The 21,032-nt window shown below is 69.3% G+C and carries 20 protein-coding genes; 18 read left to right on the top strand and 2 right to left on the bottom strand.

The window, feature by feature from the left end; genetic code table 11:
- Nucleotide 1: 1 nt before the first annotated feature.
- The 6 genes from JMO03_RS11635 to JMO03_RS11610 all read left to right on the top strand — a co-directional run bounded on the left by JMO03_RS11635 (nucleotide 2) and on the right by JMO03_RS11610 (nucleotide 4,681).
- Entirely contained in the window at nucleotides 2–373 is a 372-nt protein-coding gene (locus JMO03_RS11635; RefSeq protein ID WP_202843495.1) for a GntR family transcriptional regulator, read from the top strand.
- Nucleotides 370–1,248, top strand: coding sequence for an ABC transporter ATP-binding protein (locus JMO03_RS11630; RefSeq protein WP_202843494.1), 879 nt, complete (start codon nucleotides 370–372; stop codon nucleotides 1,246–1,248). Before JMO03_RS11635 ends, JMO03_RS11630 begins: the two co-directional genes overlap by 4 nt.
- Nucleotides 1,245–2,312, top strand: a complete 1,068-nt coding sequence (locus JMO03_RS11625) for a hypothetical protein (protein WP_238346110.1) — start codon at nucleotides 1,245–1,247, stop codon at nucleotides 2,310–2,312. The genes JMO03_RS11630 and JMO03_RS11625 overlap by 4 nt, the downstream gene beginning before the upstream one ends.
- 231 nt (nucleotides 2,313–2,543) lie before the next feature.
- Nucleotides 2,544–3,296 carry a YggN family protein gene (locus tag JMO03_RS11620; protein WP_202843493.1) on the top strand — a complete coding sequence of 251 codons (753 nt, stop codon included), beginning with the start codon at nucleotides 2,544–2,546 and terminating at the stop codon, nucleotides 3,294–3,296.
- Entirely contained in the window at nucleotides 3,293–3,760 is a 468-nt protein-coding gene (locus tag JMO03_RS11615; protein ID WP_202843491.1) for a hypothetical protein, read from the top strand. Before JMO03_RS11620 ends, JMO03_RS11615 begins: the two co-directional genes overlap by 4 nt.
- An 87-nt stretch (nucleotides 3,761–3,847) precedes the next feature.
- Nucleotides 3,848–4,681, top strand: a complete 834-nt coding sequence (locus tag JMO03_RS11610; protein ID WP_202843489.1) for a DUF4097 family beta strand repeat-containing protein — start codon at nucleotides 3,848–3,850, stop codon at nucleotides 4,679–4,681.
- Between the two features lie 150 nt (nucleotides 4,682–4,831).
- Here JMO03_RS11610 and JMO03_RS11605 read toward each other — a convergent pair whose 3' ends face one another.
- Entirely contained in the window at nucleotides 4,832–6,259 is a 1,428-nt protein-coding gene (locus tag JMO03_RS11605; RefSeq protein ID WP_202843487.1) for a class II fumarate hydratase, read from the bottom strand.
- Nucleotides 6,260–6,486: 227 nt separating this feature from the next.
- Between JMO03_RS11605 and purB the strand changes: the two genes are divergently transcribed.
- From purB to JMO03_RS11545, 12 genes are all read left to right on the top strand, one after another.
- Nucleotides 6,487–7,869, top strand: a complete 1,383-nt coding sequence (gene purB / locus JMO03_RS11600) for an adenylosuccinate lyase (RefSeq protein WP_238346109.1) — start codon at nucleotides 6,487–6,489, stop codon at nucleotides 7,867–7,869.
- Between the two features lie 33 nt (nucleotides 7,870–7,902).
- On the top strand, nucleotides 7,903–8,412 hold the full coding sequence (locus tag JMO03_RS11595) for a DUF3060 domain-containing protein (RefSeq protein ID WP_202843483.1): 510 nt from the start codon (nucleotides 7,903–7,905) through the stop codon (nucleotides 8,410–8,412).
- Between the two features lie 42 nt (nucleotides 8,413–8,454).
- Nucleotides 8,455–8,853, top strand: a complete 399-nt coding sequence (locus JMO03_RS11590) for a VOC family protein (protein WP_202843482.1) — start codon at nucleotides 8,455–8,457, stop codon at nucleotides 8,851–8,853.
- Nucleotides 8,850–9,806 (top strand): subclass B3 metallo-beta-lactamase, encoded by a 957-nt coding sequence (gene bla, locus JMO03_RS11585; protein ID WP_202843481.1) that lies wholly within the window; start codon nucleotides 8,850–8,852, stop codon nucleotides 9,804–9,806. The genes JMO03_RS11590 and bla overlap by 4 nt, the downstream gene beginning before the upstream one ends.
- On the top strand, nucleotides 9,803–10,996 hold the full coding sequence (locus tag JMO03_RS11580; RefSeq protein WP_202843480.1) for a JmjC domain-containing protein: 1,194 nt from the start codon (nucleotides 9,803–9,805) through the stop codon (nucleotides 10,994–10,996). The genes bla and JMO03_RS11580 overlap by 4 nt, the downstream gene beginning before the upstream one ends.
- Nucleotides 10,993–11,907, top strand: a complete 915-nt coding sequence (locus JMO03_RS11575) for a GNAT family N-acetyltransferase (protein ID WP_425491833.1) — start codon at nucleotides 10,993–10,995, stop codon at nucleotides 11,905–11,907. The genes JMO03_RS11580 and JMO03_RS11575 overlap by 4 nt, the downstream gene beginning before the upstream one ends.
- Nucleotides 11,908–12,087: 180 nt before the next feature.
- Complete coding sequence (locus tag JMO03_RS11570; RefSeq protein WP_337926407.1) at nucleotides 12,088–14,916, top strand: 2-oxoglutarate dehydrogenase E1 component; 2,829 nt, start codon at nucleotides 12,088–12,090, stop codon at nucleotides 14,914–14,916.
- Between the two features lie 37 nt (nucleotides 14,917–14,953).
- Complete coding sequence (gene sucB, locus JMO03_RS11565) at nucleotides 14,954–16,189, top strand: dihydrolipoyllysine-residue succinyltransferase (protein WP_202843478.1); 1,236 nt, start codon at nucleotides 14,954–14,956, stop codon at nucleotides 16,187–16,189.
- A gap of 126 nt (nucleotides 16,190–16,315) precedes the next feature.
- Nucleotides 16,316–17,758 (top strand): dihydrolipoyl dehydrogenase, encoded by a 1,443-nt coding sequence (lpdA, locus tag JMO03_RS11560; RefSeq protein ID WP_202843476.1) that lies wholly within the window; start codon nucleotides 16,316–16,318, stop codon nucleotides 17,756–17,758.
- 206 nt (nucleotides 17,759–17,964) lie between these two features.
- Nucleotides 17,965–18,357: a hypothetical protein gene (locus tag JMO03_RS11555; protein WP_202843474.1), complete on the top strand. Its 393-nt coding sequence runs from the start codon at nucleotides 17,965–17,967 to the stop codon at nucleotides 18,355–18,357.
- A gap of 2 nt (nucleotides 18,358–18,359) precedes the next feature.
- Complete coding sequence (locus tag JMO03_RS11550; protein WP_202843472.1) at nucleotides 18,360–18,953, top strand: LOG family protein; 594 nt, start codon at nucleotides 18,360–18,362, stop codon at nucleotides 18,951–18,953.
- A gap of 276 nt (nucleotides 18,954–19,229) precedes the next feature.
- On the top strand, nucleotides 19,230–20,225 hold the full coding sequence (locus JMO03_RS11545) for a YhdH/YhfP family quinone oxidoreductase (RefSeq protein WP_202843470.1): 996 nt from the start codon (nucleotides 19,230–19,232) through the stop codon (nucleotides 20,223–20,225).
- Between the two features lie 12 nt (nucleotides 20,226–20,237).
- Here the strand turns inward: JMO03_RS11545 and JMO03_RS11540 are convergent.
- Nucleotides 20,238–20,995 (bottom strand): IS5 family transposase gene (locus tag JMO03_RS11540; RefSeq protein ID WP_202840579.1). Its coding sequence is split into 2 segments (ribosomal slippage): nucleotides 20,238–20,680 and nucleotides 20,680–20,995, totalling 759 coding nucleotides; the frame shifts between segments, so codons are not numbered across the junction.
- Nucleotides 20,996–21,032 lie beyond the last annotated feature (37 nt).

Below are 21,032 nucleotides of genomic sequence, written 5' to 3'. Positions count from 1 at the left end.
CATGACCAACATCCAGTGGAGCGATGGCGCTCCGATCTACCGCCAGCTGAAGGAACGCGTGATCGCGATGATGCTGGACGGGGTGCTGAAACCGGGCGACGCGCTGCCGTCGGTGCGCCAGGTCGCCGCCGAATACCAACTCAATCCGATCACCGTCTCGCGCGCGTACCAGGAGCTGGCGGACGAATCGCTGGTCGAAAAACGAAGGGGCCTTGGCATGTACGTCACCGAAGAAGCCGCGAAGAAACTCCTGCTCAACGAACGCGAGCGCTTCCTGCAGGAGGAATGGCCGCTGGTGCTCGAACGCATCCAGCGCCTGGGCCTGGCGCTGGAGGACCTGATGAAGGCGCAGGCGAACGGGGGCGCGCGATGAACGCGGTGGCCGACAACCTGCAGGTGGTCGACGCGCGCGGCTTGCGCAAGGCCTACAAGAACAAGCTCGCGCTCGACGGCGCCAGCTTCCGTATCGATGCCGGCCGCATCGTCGGCCTGATCGGGCCCAACGGCGCCGGCAAGACCACCGCGCTCAAGGCGATGCTCGGGCTGATCCCGTTCGAGGGGGAGCTCAGCGTCCTCGGCCGCGACCCGCGCACGCAGCGCGACGAACTGATGAAGGACGTCTGCTTCATCGCCGACGTCGCCGTGCTGCCGCGCTGGATCCGGGTACGCGAGGCGATCGACTTCGTCGCCGGCGTGCACCCGCGCTTCGATCGCGCCAAGTGCGAACGCTTCCTCGCCAACACCCAGCTCAAGCCGAAGCAGCGCGTGCGCGAGATGTCCAAGGGCATGATCGTGCAGTTGCACCTGGCGCTGGTGATGGCGATCGACGCGAAGCTGCTGGTGCTCGACGAACCCACCCTGGGGCTGGACATCCTCTACCGCAAGCAGTTCTACCAGCGCCTGCTGGAGGATTACTTCGACGAGCAGAAGACCATCGTCATCACCACCCACCAGGTCGAGGAGATCGAACACATCCTCACCGACGTGATGTTCATCCGCGACGGCAGGATGGTGCTGGACGCGCCGATGGAGGACGTCGGTACCCGCTTCGTCGAAGTACTGGTCAATGCCGACCAGGCCGAGGCCGCACGCCAGCTCGGGCCGATCGACGAGCGTTCGCTGCCCTTCGGCAAGACCGTGATGCTGTTCGACGGCGTGTCGCCCCCGGCGCTCGCCGGCTATGGCGAAACCCGAACCCCGGGACTCGCCGACCTGTTCGTGGCCACCATGAAAGGAACCTACGCATGAACGCCGTCGCCGACACCCTGCCCGATGCCCCGCGTCCGGCCGGCGCAGGGCACATCCATCCCACCCACCGCTTCCGCTGGCTGCTGCGACGGGAGTTCTGGGAGCACAAGGGCGGCTTCCTGTGGGCGCCGCTGGTCGCCGGCGGCATCTCGCTGCTGCTCTCGGCGATGGGCATCGTGATGGCGATGGTGGCCGCGCGCGGCAACATCCCCCACGACGCCAAGATCTCGCTCGGCGACGGATCCCAGATCCAGGTCAACGGCCTGGACCTGGGCATGCTCACCTCGCAGCTCGGTCACGAGGACCTCGCGCGGCTTGGCGACGGCATCGACATGACGCTGATCCTCGCCTCGAGCTGGCCGTTCGTCGTGCTGGCGTTCGTGATGTTCTTCTACTGCCTCGGCGCGCTGTACGACGAACGCAAGGACCGCAGCGTGCTGTTCTGGAAATCCTTGCCGTTGTCGGACGGGTCGACGGTGCTGTCCAAGGTCGCGAGTGCCGCGCTCGTCGCGCCCCTGCTGGCCACGCTGGCCGCGATCGCCACCCTGTTCGGCTTCCTCGCGCTGATCAGCGTGGTGGTGCTGTTCTACGGCGGCAATCCGCTGACGCTGCTCTGGGGCCCGGCCAGTCCGCTGGTGCTGTCCGCGCAATACATCGCCGCGATCCCGGTATACGCCCTGTGGGCGATGCCGACCATCGGCTGGCTGATGCTGTGCTCGGCATGGGCCCGGAGCAAGCCGTTCCTGTGGGCGATCATGATCCCGCTGTTCGCCGGCATCTTCGTCGGCTGGCTGGAATTCCTCGGCGTGCTGGACGACGCGACCTGGCCGTTCTTCAAGCACGTCGTGCTGCGCATGCTGACCAGCGTGTTCCCGATGACCTGGATGGACCTGCAGTACCTGGAACAGGTCGACTTCGACGTGCCCGGCGCCGCCCGTAACCTGATGAACCCGGTGGGCGTATACCGCAACCTGGCCAACGCCAACCTGTGGATCGGCGTGGCCGCCGGCGCGGCGATGATCTTCGGCGCCATCCGCCTCCGCCGCTGGCGGGATGAGGGGTGAGGCCGCGATGCTTGCGAAGCATCGCTTCGCGTCGCGGCCGAACGGCCGGCCATGGATGGCCGGGCCGGATCGATCCGGAGCCAGGCGGTCTCGCCATCGACGCGCCGCGCAAGCGCCGAAGGCGCGGTACCGAACTCTCCACCGCACGGGGCCACAGCGCAGCATCGCTGCGACCGCATTAGCAGGATCGGCAAAGACACCCCCCTCCACGATTCCGAAGGGACAACGCCCATGAAAGCCCTCGCCACCCTCACACTGATCGCCTGCCTCCCCCTCCTCGCCTCCTGCCAGCGCGACGAGCCGCCGGCCCCGGAACCCGGGTCCGAGGCGACGCCCGCACCCACGACCGCGCTGGGCCGCACCGTCGCCCGGGCCATGGACGAGGCGCGCAAGGAGCTGCGCGAGGGCGACATGAGCCTCAACGGCGACTACGACGTGCGCATCAACGGCAAGCGCATTCGCCACAAGGCCAGCGACCTGCCGCCCGCCGAGATCACGCCCGAGGGCGAACTGCGTGTCTCGGGGTCGACTGTGGCGATGGACGACGATGCCCGCGCGCTGGCGCGCGACTATCGCCTGGCCCTGATCGAGATCGCCGAGGCCGGCATGGACCTGGGCGTGCGCGGTGCGGATCTGGGCATGAAGGCCGCCGGCGACGCGATCGGCAGCCTGCTGCGCGGCGATACCGATGAGATGGAAAAGCGGATCGAGGCCGAGGCGGAGCAGCTCGAGGCTGCGGCGATGCAACTGTGCGACCGGCTTCCACGGCTGCTGGCGGCGCAGCAGGCGCTCGCCGCCGCGGTGCCGGAGTTCGCGCCGTATGCGCGGATGGACGCCGACGATATCGACGATTGCCGCGACCACCGCCACCGCAACGACAGCGAGGCGGACGCCCGGGCCGAACGCGCCGACGAACGTCTCGATGCGGCGGCGGAAGCCGATGCCGCAGCGGATGCGGCCTCCGCCACGGACCCGGGCCGATGAGCGCCCGCCCTGGCGAGCAACGCCGCATCTCGCCCCTGGGGCTCGCCTGCGCAGCAGCGGTGGCGTTCGCCCCCGCCGTCCACGCCGCGGACGAGGAAGCGTCTGCGCCCGGTACCGGACGCCAGCGTGCCTTCCAGGACCACATCGCCTATGTCGCCACGTTCGCGATGCCGGTGCTGATCGAGAAGTGCGCCGCCGACGAGCCGGATTACCTGCCGCGCGCGGCGCCCGCGTATTTCCGCTTCGTCAACGCACGCCAGGACGCGATCGAACGCGGCCGCCTGCTGACGCTGGCCGAGCTCGCCCCCGACGACACTCTGCAGGACTACCGCACTCGCACCGTCGCGTCGCGCCTCGGCGTGCTCGACTCCGGGACGCCCGAGGAGAAGCACCGGACCTGCGCAGGCGCGCTCGCGATGCTGGTCGGCGAGCACGCCCCCCAGGGCGAATGGCCGACCGACTGACCACAAGAACCCGGGACAACGCACCGGCTTCAACCATTCGTGCGTCCGGCGCATCCCAGTTCCTGCAACCCCTCGCAAGGACCTCCCATGACCCGCCCCGCCACGCTCGCCCTGCTGTTGCTTGCCGCCGTTTCCGCGCCCGCGCTCGCCGACGACAAGTGCCGGCATTCCGCTCCGCGCAGTCTCGACCTCGACTTCACCGGCGTGACTGCGGTGGTGTTCCACGTGGGACCGCACACCTTGCGCATCGACGCGGGGGCGTCGCCGACGGGCGCCGTGCGGGGTCGCGCCTGCGCCTCGGAGGCGGACCGCCTCGACGCGCTCAGGCTGACCCAGGAGCGCAGCGGCGGGAAGCTGGTCGTACGCCTGGAACACGACAGCAAGTGGAGCGGCATCACGCTCGGCAACCGCTACGCCTACATGACGCTCGAGGCGAACGTGCCCGACGACCTGCTGGTGCAGCTCGACGTGGGCTCGGGCGATGGCCGGGTGGAAGGCGCCTCCGCGGTCAGCGCCGACGTCGGATCCGGCGACGTCGAAGTCCGGCGCACCAGGGGACGGGTGACCGCCAAGGTGGGATCGGGAGACGTGAAGGTCGACGACGCAGGTGAACTGCGCATCCTGTCGATCGGCTCGGGCGACGTGGAGGCCGGCAACCTGCGCGGCGACGTAGAGGTCGGCTCGATCGGTTCGGGTGACTTCACCCTGCGTCGCGCCATCGGCGGCGTGACGATCCGCTCGATCGGCTCGGGCGATGCCGAGCTCGCCGACGTGGGCGGCAGCGTTTCGGTGGGGTCGATCGGTTCGGGCGACCTCGAGGTGGAGCGGGCCGGCGGCGACCTGACCGTGTCCTCGATCGGCAGCGGCGACGTCGACCACGTCGGGATCGCCGGAACCGTGTCGCTTCCCCGCAAACGCTGAGCGCGCGACACGGGCGGAGGCCCTCCGCTTGCGGCGCAGCGCACACGTTCGCCGTCCGTATCGTTCGGGACACGCGGCCGCGCCGGCACCCCTCCCGTGACGGCGCGTCGCCCCGCGCACGAGGCGCCCCGGCCGCGGGCGCCGGCCGCCTCAGCCGCCTCCACCTCCACCGCCATGGAGGCCGCCGCGGGTCAGCGTGGCCGGATCGAGCAGCGTCCTGAGCGTATCCGCCGACAGCCCGCTGTCCTCCAGCGCCACGTCGAACACCGGTCGCTGCTCGCGGTAGGCGCGCTTGGCGATCGCGGCGGCCTTCTCGTAGCCGATCACCGGGTTCAGCGCCGTCACCAGGATCGGGTTGCGGTCGAGCGCGGCGACGATGTTGTCGCGGCGCAGCTCGAGGCCGGCGATCGCGTTGTCGGCGAGCAGGCGGGTGACGCGCGACAGCAAGCCGATCGAATCGAGCAGGTTCGCCGCGATCAGCGGCAGCGCGACGTTGAGCTGGAAGTTGCCGCTCTGGCCGGCGACCGTGATCGCGGCGTGGTGGCCGATCACCTGCGCGCCTACCATCACCGCCGCTTCCGGGATCACCGGGTTGACCTTGCCCGGCATGATCGAACTGCCGGGCTGCAGCGCCGGCAATTCGATCTCGCCGAGCCCGGCGAGCGGGCCCGAGTTCATCCAGCGCAGGTCGTTGGCGATCTTGATCAGGGCCACCGCCAGCGCGTTGAGCTGTCCGGACAGTTCCACCGCGTCGTCCTGCGCGGCGATGCCCTCGAACCTGTCGTCGGCGGACACGAAGGGGGTGGCGGCGAGCTTCGACAGCTCGCGCGCCATCCTCTTCCCGAACTTCGGATGCGCATTGATCCCGGTGCCGATCGCGGTGCCGCCGATCGGCAGCCGCCGCAGGCGCCCGAGCGCATCGGCGATCCGCGCCTGCGCCGAGGCCAGCTGCGACGACCAGGCGCCGAATTCCTGGGCGACGGTCATCGGCATCGCGTCCATCAGGTGGGTGCGGCCGGTCTTGACCACCTTGCCCAGGGCGCGCGCGCGGCGATCGATGGTCCTGCGCAGGTGCCGCAGCGCCGGCAGCAGGTCCTCGACCACTGCGAGCTGAGCGGATACGCGGATCGCGGTGGGGATCACGTCGTTGGAACTCTGGCCGAGGTTGACGTGGTCGTTCGGGTGGACGGCGTTCTTCGCACGCGAGGCGAGCCTGGCGATCACCTCGTTGGCGTTCATGTTCGACGAGGTGCCGGACCCGGTCTGGTAGACGTCCACCGGGAACTGCGCGTCGTGGCGGCCCGCGGCCACCTCCATCGCGGCGGCGTGGATCGCCTTCGCGGTGGCGGCGGGCAGCAGCCCGAGCTCGCCGTTGACGGTCGCGGCCGCGGCCTTGACCAGGCCCAGCGCGCGGATGAAGCCGCGCGGCATCGGTTGCCCGGACACAGGGAAGTTCTGCACCGCCCGCTGGGTCTGCGCGCCCCACAGGGCGTCGGCCGGCACCTGCAGTTCGCCCATGCTGTCGTGTTCGACCCGGAAGCGGGCGGCGTTCGAGGCCGGCTTGTTCGACTTGCCCATCGCTGGCGTCTCCTCTCGCAAAGGCGGTTCGCAGACCCGCGGGCGCGCCGGCGAACCGTCGCAGGATAGCGGCGCAGCGATGCGGGCGCGTGACCGCCACTGTGCGGCAGCGCGCGGCAGGGAGGCTCGGCCGGTATCGCGTCACGCGCCACGCGGGCACACCGGCGTGCCCGCCGACGCTCCGCAGCCTCTAGAATATGGCCCCCGTCCGCGTCCGCCAGGCCTCCATGCCCGCTCCCGCTCCGCAAGACGCCGCCCTGCTCGCCCTCTCCCCGCTCGATGGACGCTATGCCGCCAAGGTCGACGCGCTGCGCCCGATCTTCTCGGAGTACGGCCTGATCCATGCCCGCGTGCGGGTCGAGGTGGAGTGGCTGATCGCGCTGGCCGCGGAACCGGCGATCGCCACGCTGCCTGCCTTCGATCAGGCGCAGGTGGCGGCACTTCAGGCGTTGTGGCAGGACTTCTCGGTGGCCGACGCCGCGCGGGTCAAGGAGATCGAACGCACCACCAACCACGACGTCAAGGCGGTCGAATACTTCATCAAGGAACGGCTGAAGGACGAGGCCTCGCTGGCGCAGGCGCTGGAGTTCGTGCATTTCGCCTGTACCAGCGAGGACATCAACAACCTCGCCTATGCGCTGATGCTCGGCCAGGCGCGGCAGGAGGCGCTGCTGCCGAAGCTCGATGCGCTGATCGGCAAGCTGCGCGGCATGGCCCACGAGCACGCCGCGCTGCCGATGCTGGCGCGGACCCACGGCCAGAGCGCCTCGCCGACCACGGTCGGCAAGGAGATCGCCAACGTGGTCGCGCGCCTGCAGCGCCAGGGCGAGCAGCTGGCCGCGGTCTCCATCACCGGCAAGGTCAACGGTGCGGTCGGCAACTACAACGCCCACGTCGCCAGCTATCCGGATGTCGACTGGCCGGGGTTCGCCCGGCGCTTCGTCGAGTCGCTCGGCATCGAGTTCAACCCCTGGACCACCCAGATCGAACCGCACGACTGCATCGCCGAGCTGTGCGACGCGCACAAGCGCATCGGCACCATCGCGATCGACCTGTGCCGCGACGTCTGGGGCTACATCTCGCTGGGGTATTTCCGGCAGTCGGTGGTGGCCGGCGAAGTCGGCAGCTCGACCATGCCGCACAAGGTCAACCCGATCGACTTCGAGAACGCGGAAGGCAACTTCGGCATCGCCAACGCGCTGTTCGAGCACTTCGCCGCGAAGCTGCCGGTGAGCCGCTGGCAGCGCGACCTCACCGACTCCACCGTGCTGCGCGCGCTCGGCACCGCGTTCGGGCACGCGCTGATCGGCTTCGACGCGCTGCTGCGCGGCCTGGACAAGCTCAGCCCCAACCCCGAGCGCCTGGCCGCCGACCTCGACGTGGCCTGGGAAGTGCTGGCCGAGGCGGTGCAGACGGTGATGCGCCGCCAGGGCCTGCCCAATCCCTACGAACAGCTCAAGGCGCTGACCCGCGGCCAGGGCATCACCGAGCAGTCGATGCGACGCTTCATCGAATCGCTGGACCTGCCCGCCGACGACCGGCGCCGGCTGCTGGCGATGACGCCGGCCGACTACACCGGCCTGGCCGAACCGCTCGCACGACAAATCTGAAAAACACCGATCGCCCCGACGAGAATCCAGCCCATGTCCCTCCGCCCCTGGTCCGCCGCGGCCATGCTCGTCCTCGCCGCGTGCGGCGATGTCGCCCCGACCGCCGCACAGGCGAACGCCTCCCCGGCTTCCGCCAACGCGGCGTCACCGGCCGCGCTCACCGATCCTGCCAGCGGTGCGCAGTGCGCCGGCAGCGATGTCCGGATCACGCGCGACGGGTTCAGTCTCGTGCTCGACGGCGACTGCGGGGAGGTCGTGATCACCGGCTCCCATGGCTCGGTGAACCTGTCGCGCGCGGCCAGCATCCGGGTCGAAGGCAACCATGTCACCGTGCTCAACGAGGAGGTCGGCAAAGTCGAGGTGGCCGGCGACGACAATATCCTGAACATGACCGTGGTCGGCCCGCTCGCCATTCTGGGCGACCGCAACATGGTGCTCGCGCGCGAGATCTCCGCCCTCAGGTTCGAGGGCCGGGACAATACCGTGAATCCCGACAACACACCCGCGCTCGAAGACAGCGGCACGGGCAACCGCCTGCTGTAGCGGTCCCAGGGGCCACCACCTCCGATCGAGGACCACCTCCGCATGCGGTTGCTGCTCAACATCGACGTTCCCGATCTCGCCGCCGCGGAGGCGTTCTACGTCGCCGCGTTCGGCCTCGCGCCGGCGCGCAGGTTCGGCGACGCGGTGCTCGAGCTGGTCGGCGCCGAGGCGCCGATCTACCTGCTGCGCAAGGCCGCCGACAGCGACGGGGCCGCCGGCCGTCCCCGCGACTACCACCGGCACTGGACCCCGTTGCACTGCGACGTGGTGGTCGACGACCTCGACACCGCACTGGCGCGCGCGCTGGCGGCCGGCGCGACCCGGGAGGGCCAGGTGCGCGAGGCCGCCTGGGGCCGGATCGTCCAGCTCGCCGATCCGTTCGGCCACGGCTGGTGTCTGCTGCAATTCCTCGGCCGCGGCTACGACGAGATCGCCACATGAACACCCGACGCCTGCTGCTTCCCGCCGTCCTGCTGTGGCTCGCCGCGTGCACGCCCGCCGCACCGCCCACCGGCATGGCGCACGCGCCCGCAGCCGCGCCAGCCGCGGAGACCGTCGTCGAACCACCTGCCGAGCGCTGCAGCGACAGGTCGGGCTGGAACGATCCGGCCACCCCGCTGCGGATCCACGGCAATACCTGGTACGTCGGCACCTGCGGCATCAGCGCCCTGCTGGTGACCTCGCCCGGCGGCCATGTGGTGGTCGACGGCGCCACCCCGAAGGCCGGCGGGCTGATCGTGGACAGCATCCGCAAGCTCGGCTTCGATCCCCGCGACGTGAAGGCGATCGTGCTGTCGCACGAGCATTTCGACCACGCCGGCGGGCTGGCGGCGCTGCAGGAGGCGACCGGCGCGCCGGTGTTCGCCCTGGCGCCCGCCATCGCCACGCTGCGCCGCGGCGCCAGCGACCGCAGCGATCCGCAATTCCTCGTGCTCGACCCGTTTGCGGCGGTGGCCGACGTGCGCCGGGTACCGGACGACGGCGTGGTCCGCGCCGGCGAGGTCGAACTGCACGCGATCCCCACCCCCGGGCACACGCCCGGCGGGACCAGCTGGACCTGGCGCTCCTGCGAGGGCCAGGACTGCCGGCAGGTGGTCTACGCCGACAGCCTGACCGCCATCTCCGACGACGACTACCGCTACGGCGATGACGCCGCGCACCCGGGCTACCTGGCCGCGTTCCGGGACACGCTGGCGCGCATCGCCGCGCTGCCTTGCGACATCCTGGTCACTCCGCATCCGTCGGCGAGCGGGCTGTGGGGCCGCATCGGACCGGATGCCCACCGGCCGCTGGTCGACGCCGGCGCCTGCCTGGCCTATGCGCAGACAGGGGCCGAGCGCCTGGAAAAGCGGTTGGCCGACGAGGCCGCCCGGGCCGCGGCCCCGACACCATGAACGCCAGCCTCCCGATCGAGGTCCACGGCAGCGACGGACAGATGCTCGGCATGCCGCCGGCGCGGTTCCTACGCGATTACTGGCAGAAGCGGCCGCTGCTGGTGCGCGACGCATTCCCCGGATTCGTCGCCCCGATCCAACCCGAGGATCTCGCCGGCCTGGCCTGCGAGGAGTTCGCGCTGTCGCGCCTGGTCCGCCACGACCGCGAACGCGATGCCTGGCAGGTGCAGCACGGCCCGTTCCCGGAAGCGCTGTTCCCGACCCTCGGCGAGCGAGACTGGACCCTGCTGGTGCAGGACGTGGACAAGTGGGACGTCGACGTCGCCGCGCTGCTGCCGCGGTTCGACTTCCTGCCGCGCTGGCGGATCGACGACATCATGGTCAGCTTCGCCGCCACCGGCGGCTCGGTGGGCGCCCACGTCGACCAGTACGACGTGTTCCTGCTGCAGGCCCATGGCCATCGCCGCTGGCAGGTCGACGCCGGCAACGCGCCGCCGCTGGGGTTCCGCGACGACGTGGAGCTGCGGCTGCTGCGCGAGTTCAACCCGACCCACGACTGGGTGCTCGGCCCCGGCGACATGCTCTACCTGCCGCCGGGCGTGCCGCACCACGGCGTGGCCGAGGATCCCTGCCTCACCTTCTCGATCGGCATGCGCGCGCCGTCCGCGGCCGAGCTGATGGGCGACTACATCGACACGCTGGCCGCGGATGCCGACGAGGCGATCCGCTACGGCGATCCCGACCTTGTCCCGGCGAAGGATCCGAACGAGATCGACGCCGAGGCCATGTGCCGCGTGGTCGAGGCATTGAACGTGCTGCGCTTCGACGATCCCGACCGCCTCGGCGACTGGTTCGGCCGCTTCATCACCGGCTACCGCAATGCCGAGGTGGCCGCGGACGACGGGCAGGCGCGCTCGCGGATCGAGATCGAATGGGCGCTCGACCACGACGGCGCGGCGCTGCACCGGCATCCGTTCTCGCGCATGGCTTGGCGGCGCGCGGCCAGCGGCGCGCGGCTGTACGTGTCCGGGCAGGACCATTCCCTGCCCGTGCGCGACGCACAACGCATCGCCGCCAGCGAACGCCTCGACGGCAGGGCCTACGCGGCGCTGTCCGCGGCCGGGCGCGACGCGGTGTACGCCCTGCTGCAGGCCGGCCACTACCGCCTGCTGTCGGCGGAGGAATCTTGACGATCGCGACCGGCCCGTTCCAGGTCTTGGCTGTCGATTACACCGCCGCGCTCGACGACCTGCGCGCGGTGCGAGAGGCCGTGTTCGTGCAGGAACAGCAGGTACCGCGGGAACTGGAGCGCGACGACCTCGATCCGCGCTGCCGCCACGTGCTGGCGCGCGACCCCGCCGGGATCGCGATCGGCACCGCCCGCCTCAGCCCGGAGGGCCGGATCGGGCGCATGGCGGTGCTGGCCGGCTGGCGTGCCCACGGCGTCGGCAGCGCCCTGCTCCATGCGCTGCTGCGACTGGCGCGCGAGGACGGCTTGCGCCAGGTGACGCTGCACGCGCAGGCCGGGGCGATCGAGTTCTATCGCGCCCACGGCTTCACGCCGGTGGGAGAACGCTTCGTCGAGGCCGGCATCGAGCACCTGGCCATGCGGTTCCGGCTCGACCGCCCGGTCGCGGTCGAGGATCGCGCCGCCGCGGTCGCCACGACCGCCGCGATCGTCCTGGCTGCGCGCCGGCGGCTGTGGATCTACAGCCGCGAGCTCGACCCGGGCCTGTACGACCAGCCGCGCGTGGTCGAGGCCCTGCGCCGCTTCGGCACCGCCGGTGTCGGGGGCGAGGCGCGCATCCTGCTGCAGGACGCCGCCGCCGCGCAGCGCGCCCATGCGCCGCTGATCGGGCTCGCGCAGCGACTTCCCAGCGTGTTCGCGCTGCGCGAGGTCGAGGACCCGGTCGACCGGACCTATCCTTCCGCCTTCATCGCCAGCGACGCCGGCGGCTACTACTTCCGCTCGCTCGGCCACCGATTCGACGGCGAAACCGAAAGCGCCGCGCGGGCGCGGGCGCGGCAACTCAGCGGGGCCTTCGACCAGGTGTGGGAGCGGTCCAGGCCGTGCAGCGAACTGCGCGCACTCGGGCTCTGATCGCCGCCATACCCGGTCTGTCCGCCACCCGAACGCAGGGCGTGCATCCGTCCAAAGCATGATGCATCGCGACAAGGGCAGCGGCTATAATGCGCGACTCCCCATATGCCCGCTGCCGGACGCCGAATTTCCGTTCCGGATCAGGCGCTTGCCTCCCCAATTGAGTCCGATGTGCCCGACGTGGACAGTCTCCTGAAGCAGTTTGCGCAGTCCTCCCAGCTCGGCGCCAACGCCGCCTACATCGAGGACCTCTACGAGCAGTACCTCGTCTCTCCCGACAGCGTCGGGCCGAAGTGGAAGGCATGGTTCGACGGCTTCCAGGGGCGCGAGGCCGGCGATGTGCCGCACTCCCCGGTGGTCGCGGCCGTGGCCGAGGCCGGCAGGCGCGCGGCGCGCGGCGTGGTCGCCGGCGGCACCGGTGCCAGCGACGAACGCGAGCGCAACGTCGGCCGCCTGATCACCGCCTACCGCTCGCGCGGCCACCTCGGCGCCAAGCTCGATCCGCTGGCGCTGACCCCGCCGATGAACCCGCCGGACCTCGGCCTGCCGTTCCACAACCTGTCCGAAGCCGACCTCGACGGCGAGTTCAGCACCGGCGGCGTGGCCGGGCAGCCGCGGATGAAGCTGCGCGACCTGCTGGCGCGGCTCAAGGCGACCTATACCGGCCCGATCGGCGCCGAGTTCATGCACATCCCCGAGGTCGAGCAGCGCCAGTGGCTGTACCAGCGCCTGGAGACCGCAGCGGGCGACTACAACCTGAGCGCCGAGACCCGCACCCGCGTGCTGGAGCGGCTCACCGCCGCGGAAGGGCTGGAGCGCTACCTGCACACCAAGTACGTCGGCCAGAAGCGCTTCTCGCTCGAGGGCGGTGATTCGCTGATCCCGCTGCTCGACAGCGTGATCCGCCAGTCCGGGCTCGACAAGGTCAAGGACATCGTGATCGGCATGGCCCACCGCGGCCGCCTCAACGTGCTGGTCAACACCCTGGGCAAGAGCCCGCGCAAGCTGTTCGACGAATTCGAGGGCAAGTTCGAACACGATGAACGCGCCCACGCCGGCGACGTGAAGTACCACATGGGCTTCTCCGCCGACATCGCCACCCCGGGCGCGCCGGTGCACATCGCCCTGGCCTTCAATCCCTCGCACCTGGAGATCGTCGACCCTGTGGTCGCCGGCAGCGCGCGTTCGCGCCAGGAGCGTCGCGGCGACGAGGAGCGGCGCCAGGTGCTGCCGATCCTGATCCACGGCGACGCCGCGTTCGCCGGCCAGGGCGTGGTGATGGAACTGCTGCAGATGTCGCAGGCGCGCGGCTTCGCCGTCGGCGGCACCCTGCACGTGATCATCAACAACCAGGTCGGCTTCACCACCAGCAACAAGGAAGACGCGCGTTCCACGCTGTACTGCACCGACGTGGCCAAGATGGTCGGCGCGCCGGTGTTCCACGTGAACGCCGACGATCCCGAAGCGGTGGTGTTCGTGGCGAGGATGGCCTACGAGTTCCGGCAGCAGTTCCGCAAGGACGTGGTGATCGACCTGGTCTGCTACCGCCGCCACGGCCACAACGAGGCCGACGAGCCGGCGGCGACCCAGCCGCTGATGTACCAGACCATCCGCAAGCACCCGAGCACGCGCGAGCTCTACGCCGCGCGGCTTGCGGAGGCCGGCGTGGTCACGGCCGAGGCGGCGAAGGCGATGATGGACAGCCTGCGCGACAAGCTCGACGCCGGCGAAGTCACCACCGAGCTGGCCGGCTCGAAGCCCGAGGACTACGAACTGACCATCGACTGGTCGAAGTACCTGACCGGCACGCTGTACGACAGCGTCGACACCCGGGTGAAGAAGGCCACGCTCGGGCAGCTCGCCGAGGCCATCAACACCATCCCGGCCGGCGTGCACCTGCATCCGCGCGTGGCCAAGATCTACGAGGACCGGCGCAGGATGACCGCCGGCGAGATCCCGGGCGACTGGGGCTTCGCCGAGAATCTCGCCTATGCCACCCTGCTGGCCGAGGGCCACGGCCTGCGCCTGGTCGGCCAGGACGCCGGCCGCGGCACGTTCTTCCACCGCCACGCGATCCTGCACGACCAGAAGACCGACAGCTATTACCTGCCGCTGCGGCAACTGGCCGAAAGCCCCGAGCAGTGCACCATCATCGACTCGCTGCTCAGCGAGGAAGCGGTGATGGCGTTCGAGTACGGCTTCTCCACCACCGACCCCAACACGCTCGACATCTGGGAAGGCCAGTTCGGCGATTTCGCCAACGGCGCGCAGGTGGTGATCGACCAGTTCATCGCCTCGGGCGAGGCCAAGTGGGGCCGCATCTCCGGCCTGACCCTGCTGCTGCCGCACGGCTACGAGGGCCAGGGCCCGGAACACAGCTCCGCGCGCCTGGAGCGCTTCCTGCAGCTGTGTGCGCTGGAGAACATGCTGGTCTGCGTGCCGACCACGCCCGCGCAGTGCTTCCACATGCTGCGCCGGCAGATGAAGATGGCCACGCGCAAGCCGCTGATCGTGATGAGCCCGAAGTCGCTGCTGCGCCACAAGCTGGCCGTCTCCACGCTGGACGAGCTGGCCGACGGCGAGTTCCAGCACCTGATTCCCGACCCCTCGGTCGATCCGGAGAAGGCCAGGCGCGTGGTGCTGTGCTCGGGCAAGGTCTACTACGACCTGCTCGAGGACGCCCAGAAGCGCGAACTCGAGGACGTGGCCATCGTCCGCATCGAGCAGCTCTATCCGTTCCCGCGCGAACTGCTGTCGGCCGAACTGGCGAAGCACGGCAAGGCCGCCGACGTGGTCTGGTGCCAGGAGGAGCCGCAGAACCAGGGCGCCTGGTACCAGATCAAGCACCACCTGCAAGGCTGCCTGGCCAAGGGCCAGGCCCTGAGCTACGCCGGCCGCAGCCGCTCGCCGTCGCCGGCCGTCGGCCATTTCGCCGACCACGTGGAAGAACAGCTGAAACTGGTCGCCGACGCGCTGGTCAATCCGCCCGGCGACCAGATCGCCGAATAACACCGCCCCGCCTTCAACGCCCCAAGGACGCCATCCCATGGCCACCGAAGTCAAAGTTCCGGTTCTCCCCGAGTCCGTCTCCGACGCCACCATCGCCGGCTGGCACAAGAAGGCGGGGGACGCGGTCAAGCGCGACGAGAACCTCGTGGACCTGGAGACCGACAAGGTCGTGCTCGAGGTCCCCTCGCCGGTCGACGGCGTACTCAAGGAGATCAAGTTCAAGGAGGGCGACACGGTGACCAGCCAACAGCTGCTGGCGATCATCGAGGAAGGCGCAGCCGCCGCCGAGTCCGCTCCAGCCGCCGCCGCGAAGGACGACAAGCCTGCCGCCGGCCCCGAGGAAGTACAGGAGAAGAAGGGCGCGGCCAAGGCCGAAGCCGCCGCTCCTGCCTCGACCAAGCCCGCGCCGGTCTCGGGCGGCACCGACGAGCTCCCGCCCGGCGCGCGCTTCACCGCGAAGAAGGAAGGCATCGACCCGTCGCAGGTCGAAGGCACCGGCCGCCGCGGCGCGGTGACCAAGGAAGACCTGGTCAACTATGCCGCCGGCAAGACTCCCGGCGTGTCCGGCGGCGCCCGCCCGGAACAGCGCGTGCCGATGACCCGCATCCGCAAGCGCATCGCCGAGCGGCTGATGCAGTCGAAGGAATCGATCGCGATGCTGACCTCGTTCAACGAGGTCAACCTGGGCAAGGTGATGGCGTTGCGCAAGGAGCTCGGCGAGCAGTTCCAGAAGGACACCGGCGTCAAGCTCGGCTTCATGAGCTTTTTCGCCAAGGCCGCGGCCAACGCGCTGCAGCGCTACCCGGTGGTCAACGCCTCGGTCGACGGCGACGACGTGGTCTACCACGGCTACGCGGACATCTCGGTGGCGATCTCCACCGACCGCGGCCTGGTCACGCCGGTGCTGCGCAACGTCGAGCGCATGTCGTTCGCCGACGTCGAGAAGGGCATCGGCGATTTCGCCAAGGCCGCGCGCGAGGGCGGGCTCAAGCTCGAGGACCTGCAGGGCGGCACCTTCACCATCACCAACGGCGGCACCTTCGGCTCGCTGTTCTCCACGCCGATCGTCAACCCGCCGCAGAGCGCGATCCTGGGCATGCACGCGATCAAGGACCGCGCGATCGTCGAGGACGGCAAGGTGATCGCCGCGCCGATGATGTACATCGCGCTGAGCTACGACCACCGCATCATCGACGGCAAGGACGCGGTGCTGTTCCTGGTCGACATCAAGAACCAGCTCGAGAATCCTGGTCGCATGGTCCTCGGCCTGTAGGCCGAAGACCATGCCGTGATTGGCGATTCGTGATTGGTGATTCGGAAAAACGGATCACGTCGCGACTCGGAGCATTCGCTTCTTCCAATCACGAATCACCAATCACGAATCACGTGGGCGAATGAAATGAGCGAACAACAGCAATTCGACGTCGTCGTCATCGGTGCCGGTCCCGCCGGCTACCACGCCGCGATCCGCGCCGCGCAGCTGGGCATGAAGGTCGCCTGCATCGATGCCGCGCTGGGCAAGGACGGCAAGCCGGCGCTCGGCGGCACCTGCCTGCGCGTGGGCTGCATCCCGTCGAAGGCGCTGCTCGATTCCTCGCGCCAGTTCTGGAACATGGGCCACCTGTTCGGCGACCACGGCATCAGCTTCAAGGACGCGAAGATCGACGTCGGCGCGATGGTCGGGCGCAAGGACAGGATCGTGAAGCAGTTCACCGGCGGCATCGCGACGCTGTTCAAGGCGAACAAGATCACGCCCTACTACGGCTTCGCGACGCTGCACGCCGACCGCCTGGTCAAGGTCAAGCAGCACGACAACACCGAAATCGAGCTGGCCGGCACCAACGTCATCATCGCCGCGGGTTCGGATTCGATCGAACTGCCGTTCGCGAAGTTCGACGGCGAGGCGATCGTCGACAACGTCGGCGCACTCGACTTCACCGAAGTACCGAAGCGCCTTGCGGTGATCGGCGCCGGTGTGATCGGCCTGGAGCTGGGCAGCGTATGGAAGCGGCTGGGCGCCGAGGTCACCATCCTCGAGGCCCTGCCCGACTTCCTCGCCGTGGCCGATGCGGAAGTGGCGAAGACCGCACTGAAGGAATTCCGCAAGCAGGGCCTCGACATCAGGCTCGGCGCCAAGGTCGGCAAGGCCGAGGTGACCGGCAAGGGCAAGAAGAAGGAAGTCGCGGTGACCTTCACCGACAAGGACGGCGAGCAGACGATCACCGTCGACAGGCTGCTGGTCGCGGTCGGCCGCAAGGCGGCTTCGAAGGGATTGCTGGCCGAAGGCACCGGAGTGAAGCTCGACGATCGCGGCCGCATCGAGGTCGACGAGCACTGCCACACCGGCGTCGACGGCATCTGGGCGGTCGGCGACTGCGTGCGCGGCCCGATGCTGGCGCACAAGGGCTTCGAGGAAGGCATCGCCGTGGCCGAACTGATCGCCGGCCTCCCCGGTCACGTCAACTTCGACACCATTCCATGGGTGATCTACACCGAGCCGGAGATCGCCTGGGTCGGCAAGACCGAGCAGCAGCTGAAGGAGGAAGGCACGCCGTACAGGGCCGGCAGCTTCCCGTTCGCGGCGATCGGCCGTGCGGTGGCGATGGGCGAGCCGGCCGGCTTCGTCAAGGTGCTGGCGCATGCCGAGACCGATCGCGTGTTGGGCATGCACCTGGTCGGCGTCGGCGTGTCGGAACTGGTGCACGAAGGCGTGCTGACGATGGAGTTCAAGGGTTCGGCAGACGACCTCGCGCGCATCTGCCACGCCCACCCCACGCTGTCGGAAGCGATCCACGATGCGGCGATGGCGGTGGACAAGCGGGCGATCCACAAGGCGAACTGAGTCCCACGGGGCGCGGGCGTTCGTGGCGCCTGCGGCCGTGTCGCGCGAATCGCGCTCTGCGCCGTTTCCCGATTGCGCCATCGACCCGGCGCGGAAAGGACGCCAGGCCAAACCCGTGTGCCACGGCTTCGCTTGCGTATGGCCCATCCACCCGTCACACCGATCGCCCTGACGCTGCCCGGGCGCTTGCTTCGGAACACCGTCGAATGCCGTTCCAGCGCCTCCGCCTGCCGACCCTGATCGCCCTCGCCTGCACCGCGGCCGCCACGCCCATGAGCCATGCCACGACCGGAACCACGCCCGTCACCGACGACGCCCCCGCCCATGCCCGCTGCGCACAGCTGCGCCCGGGCATGAACTACCGCGAGGCGATGGCGATCATGGGACGGGCGCCGGACAGCACGCTGTCGGGCCATTCGGCGGCCGGCTCCGACGGCGATCCGCCGGCCGGAAGCCATGCGATCGATTTCTGGCACGACACCGATGCCGACGGCCGCCGCCGCACCACGTCGATGCGCTACCGCGGTGGCGTGATCGAGGCCGTGGACTGCGGCAGGCCCGATCCCGATCCACGCGCGGCAGGTCCCGGAGGAGAATGAACATGCGTTCGATCTGCGTGTACTGCGGATCCAATACGGGTAGCCGCCCATCCTACGCGGAGCGCGCCTTCGCCCTGGGCGACCGCATCGCCAAGGAGGGCCTGACCCTGGTCTATGGCGGCGGCAACGTCGGCCTGATGGGCATCGTCGCCGACGCGGTCCTGCAGGCGGGCGGCGAGGTGGTCGGCGTGATCCCGGAGCAACTGGTCTCGTGGGAAGTCGCGCACAAGGGCGTGACCCGGCTCGAGGTCGTGGGCTCGATGCACGAGCGCAAGATGCGCATGTTCGACCTGTCCGACGCCTTCGTCGCCCTGCCCGGCGGCTTCGGCACGCTCGACGAGATGTTCGAGATGCTCACCTGGCGCCAGCTCGGCATCGGCAACAAGCCGTGCGCGTTCCTCGACGTCGACGATTTCTTCGATCCCCTGATCGGCATGATCGACCGCATGGTCGCCGAGTGTTTCCTGCATGCCGCCCAGCGCGCGGACCTGTGGCACGGCGACGACATCGACGCCATGCTGGCCTGGATGCGCGGCTACTCTCCGGCGAGCGCCAGCAAGTGGCTCGACGAGAAGCACGGCAAAGCGCTTCGCTAGCAGCCACCCTGGCGCGATGCGTCTGCGGTGCACATGCGCATGCGTGCACGCCTCGCGCGCGATGCGCGATCCCATCCGCTCCAGCCGACGTCCGGCGAACCCGTTGCCAGTCGTGTCCGACGCGGCAATGCCGTGATCGCATCCGGCGACACGTGCGATGGCGCGGCGCGCGGGCGGATCTCCTGTGTGACAATGCCTGATACCAGCAAGGGAGACCGGCGCGTCGCGCGGTCGATGGGCTCGTCGAGCCTGCACTGGACCGAAGGACACACGGACATGACGATCCCCGCCAGCTTCGCCGCCTTCCGCATCCACGACGACGCGGCCGGTTATCGCGGCGGTATCGAACAGGTCTCGATCGACGACCTGTCCGCGGGCGAGATCGTGGTCGAGGTCGCGTTCTCGTCGGTCAACTTCAAGGATGCATTGGCAGGCACCGGCAAAGGCAGGATCCTGCGCCAGTTTCCGCTGGTCGGCGGCATCGACGTGGCCGGACGCGTGGTGCGCTCGACCGATCCGAAGTTTCGCGAAGGCGACGAGGTGCTGGTCACAGGCAGCGGCCTGAGCGAAACGCGCGACGGCGGTTATGCGCAGTACGCCAGGCTCGAGTCGAAGTGGGCTGTGCCGCTGCCGGTCGGCCTGACGATGCGCGAGAGCATGGTGATCGGCACCGCCGGCTTCACCGCCGCGCTCGCGCTGCTGCGCATGCAGGAGAACCGGCAGTCGCCATCGCTCGGCCCGCTCGCCGTTACAGGCGCGACCGGCGGCGTCGGTTCGCTCGCGGTCGACATCTTCAGCCGCGCCGGCTACGTCGTGCACGCGATCAGCGGCAAGCCGGAGCACGTCGAATACCTGAAGTCGATCGGCGCGGGCGACGTGCTCGGCCGCGAGGCACTGGCGACCAGGCGACCGATGGAATCGGTTCGGTTCGGCGGCGGCCTGGACAACGTCGGCGGCCCCATGCTCGCCAGCCTGCTGGCGCAGACGCGGCCCTACGGCAATGTCGCCAGCGCCGGACTGGCCGCCAGCGCCGACCTGCCGACCTCGGTGATGCCCTTCATCATCCGCGGCGTGTCGCTGCTGGGCGTCGCCTCCGCCGGCACCGCCCGAGACATCCGCGACGAAGTCTGGCGCCTGCTGGCCTCCGACTGGAAGCCGCGCCACCTCGACCGGATCTGCACCCGGGAAACCACGATCGAGGGCCTGCAAGAGGTGTTCGAAGTCATGCTCGGCGGCGGATCGGTCGGCAGGACCCTGGTCACATTCCCCTAGGGCCTGTTAACACTATCGTAGTGATTCGACGATCAATGCGAAGTGGATGAAGCCAGCGAACATGATGTCGAGCTTGTCGAAGCGGCTGAAGATGCGGCGGAAGCCTTTGAGCCGCCGGAAGAGTCGCTCGATCTCGTTTCTTCTTCGATAGATCTCGGTGTTGTAGCGCCAGGGGCTTGTTCGCAGTGGGTGCGGCGGCACGACCGGCTCAAAACCCAGGTCCAAGGCCAGTTGGCGTGTTTCATTGCCCTCGTAAGCACGATCCATGACGAGATGGCAGCCAGCCGGGGGTGTTGGCAACGTGCGCAGCAGGTCGCGGCCGGCTGGTGCATCGCCGGCTTGGCCGGGAGACAGTGAGAAGGCTAAGGCGCAGCGGGAATCCGCGGCAGCCATATGAATTTTGGTGGTCCAACCGCCGCGGGATCGGCCGATGGACTGCGGACCGTTTTTTTTCGCGCGCCGGTGCCATCGGGATGCACTTTCACGATCGTGCTGTCCAGGCTGATCGCCTCAAGCCGGATGCGCACCAGTTGCGCGGCCTGCATCCGCTCGAACACCCGGTCCAGCACACCGGCCTTGGCCCAGCGATTCATCCGGGTATAGATCGTGTGCCAGTTGCCGAAACGCTTGGGCAAGGCGCGCCATTTGCAGCCGTTCTCGGCGACAAACAGGATCGCGTTGAGCACGTGGAGGTTGCTCACCGCCACGTTGCCCCGTTGGCGGGGGAGGCAGTCTTCGATGATGGCGAATTGCGCAGGCGTCAGTTCCATGCGCATAAGTCTAGCAAATAGTGTTAACAGGCTCTAG

Source organism: Luteimonas saliphila (assembly GCF_016774335.1).
In the GTDB taxonomy this organism is placed as follows: domain Bacteria; phylum Pseudomonadota; class Gammaproteobacteria; order Xanthomonadales; family Xanthomonadaceae; genus Luteimonas; species Luteimonas saliphila.
This window is presented reverse-complemented; position numbering and strand designations above follow the sequence as displayed.

Coding starts and splice junctions, on each gene's coding strand:
- JMO03_RS11635 (WP_202843495.1), top strand. CDS start 2: ATGACCAACATCCAGTGGAGCGATGGCGCTCCGATCTACCGCCAGCTG.
- JMO03_RS11630 (WP_202843494.1), top strand. CDS start 370: ATGAACGCGGTGGCCGACAACCTGCAGGTGGTCGACGCGCGCGGCTTG.
- JMO03_RS11625 (WP_238346110.1), top strand. CDS start 1,245: ATGAACGCCGTCGCCGACACCCTGCCCGATGCCCCGCGTCCGGCCGGC.
- JMO03_RS11620 (WP_202843493.1), top strand. CDS start 2,544: ATGAAAGCCCTCGCCACCCTCACACTGATCGCCTGCCTCCCCCTCCTC.
- JMO03_RS11615 (WP_202843491.1), top strand. CDS start 3,293: ATGAGCGCCCGCCCTGGCGAGCAACGCCGCATCTCGCCCCTGGGGCTC.
- JMO03_RS11610 (WP_202843489.1), top strand. CDS start 3,848: ATGACCCGCCCCGCCACGCTCGCCCTGCTGTTGCTTGCCGCCGTTTCC.
- JMO03_RS11605 (WP_202843487.1), bottom strand. CDS start 6,259: ATGGGCAAGTCGAACAAGCCGGCCTCGAACGCCGCCCGCTTCCGGGTC.
- purB (WP_238346109.1), top strand. CDS start 6,487: ATGCCCGCTCCCGCTCCGCAAGACGCCGCCCTGCTCGCCCTCTCCCCG.
- JMO03_RS11595 (WP_202843483.1), top strand. CDS start 7,903: ATGTCCCTCCGCCCCTGGTCCGCCGCGGCCATGCTCGTCCTCGCCGCG.
- JMO03_RS11590 (WP_202843482.1), top strand. CDS start 8,455: ATGCGGTTGCTGCTCAACATCGACGTTCCCGATCTCGCCGCCGCGGAG.
- bla (WP_202843481.1), top strand. CDS start 8,850: ATGAACACCCGACGCCTGCTGCTTCCCGCCGTCCTGCTGTGGCTCGCC.
- JMO03_RS11580 (WP_202843480.1), top strand. CDS start 9,803: ATGAACGCCAGCCTCCCGATCGAGGTCCACGGCAGCGACGGACAGATG.
- sucB (WP_202843478.1), top strand. CDS start 14,954: ATGGCCACCGAAGTCAAAGTTCCGGTTCTCCCCGAGTCCGTCTCCGAC.
- lpdA (WP_202843476.1), top strand. CDS start 16,316: ATGAGCGAACAACAGCAATTCGACGTCGTCGTCATCGGTGCCGGTCCC.
- JMO03_RS11555 (WP_202843474.1), top strand. CDS start 17,965: ATGCCGTTCCAGCGCCTCCGCCTGCCGACCCTGATCGCCCTCGCCTGC.
- JMO03_RS11550 (WP_202843472.1), top strand. CDS start 18,360: ATGCGTTCGATCTGCGTGTACTGCGGATCCAATACGGGTAGCCGCCCA.
- JMO03_RS11545 (WP_202843470.1), top strand. CDS start 19,230: ATGACGATCCCCGCCAGCTTCGCCGCCTTCCGCATCCACGACGACGCG.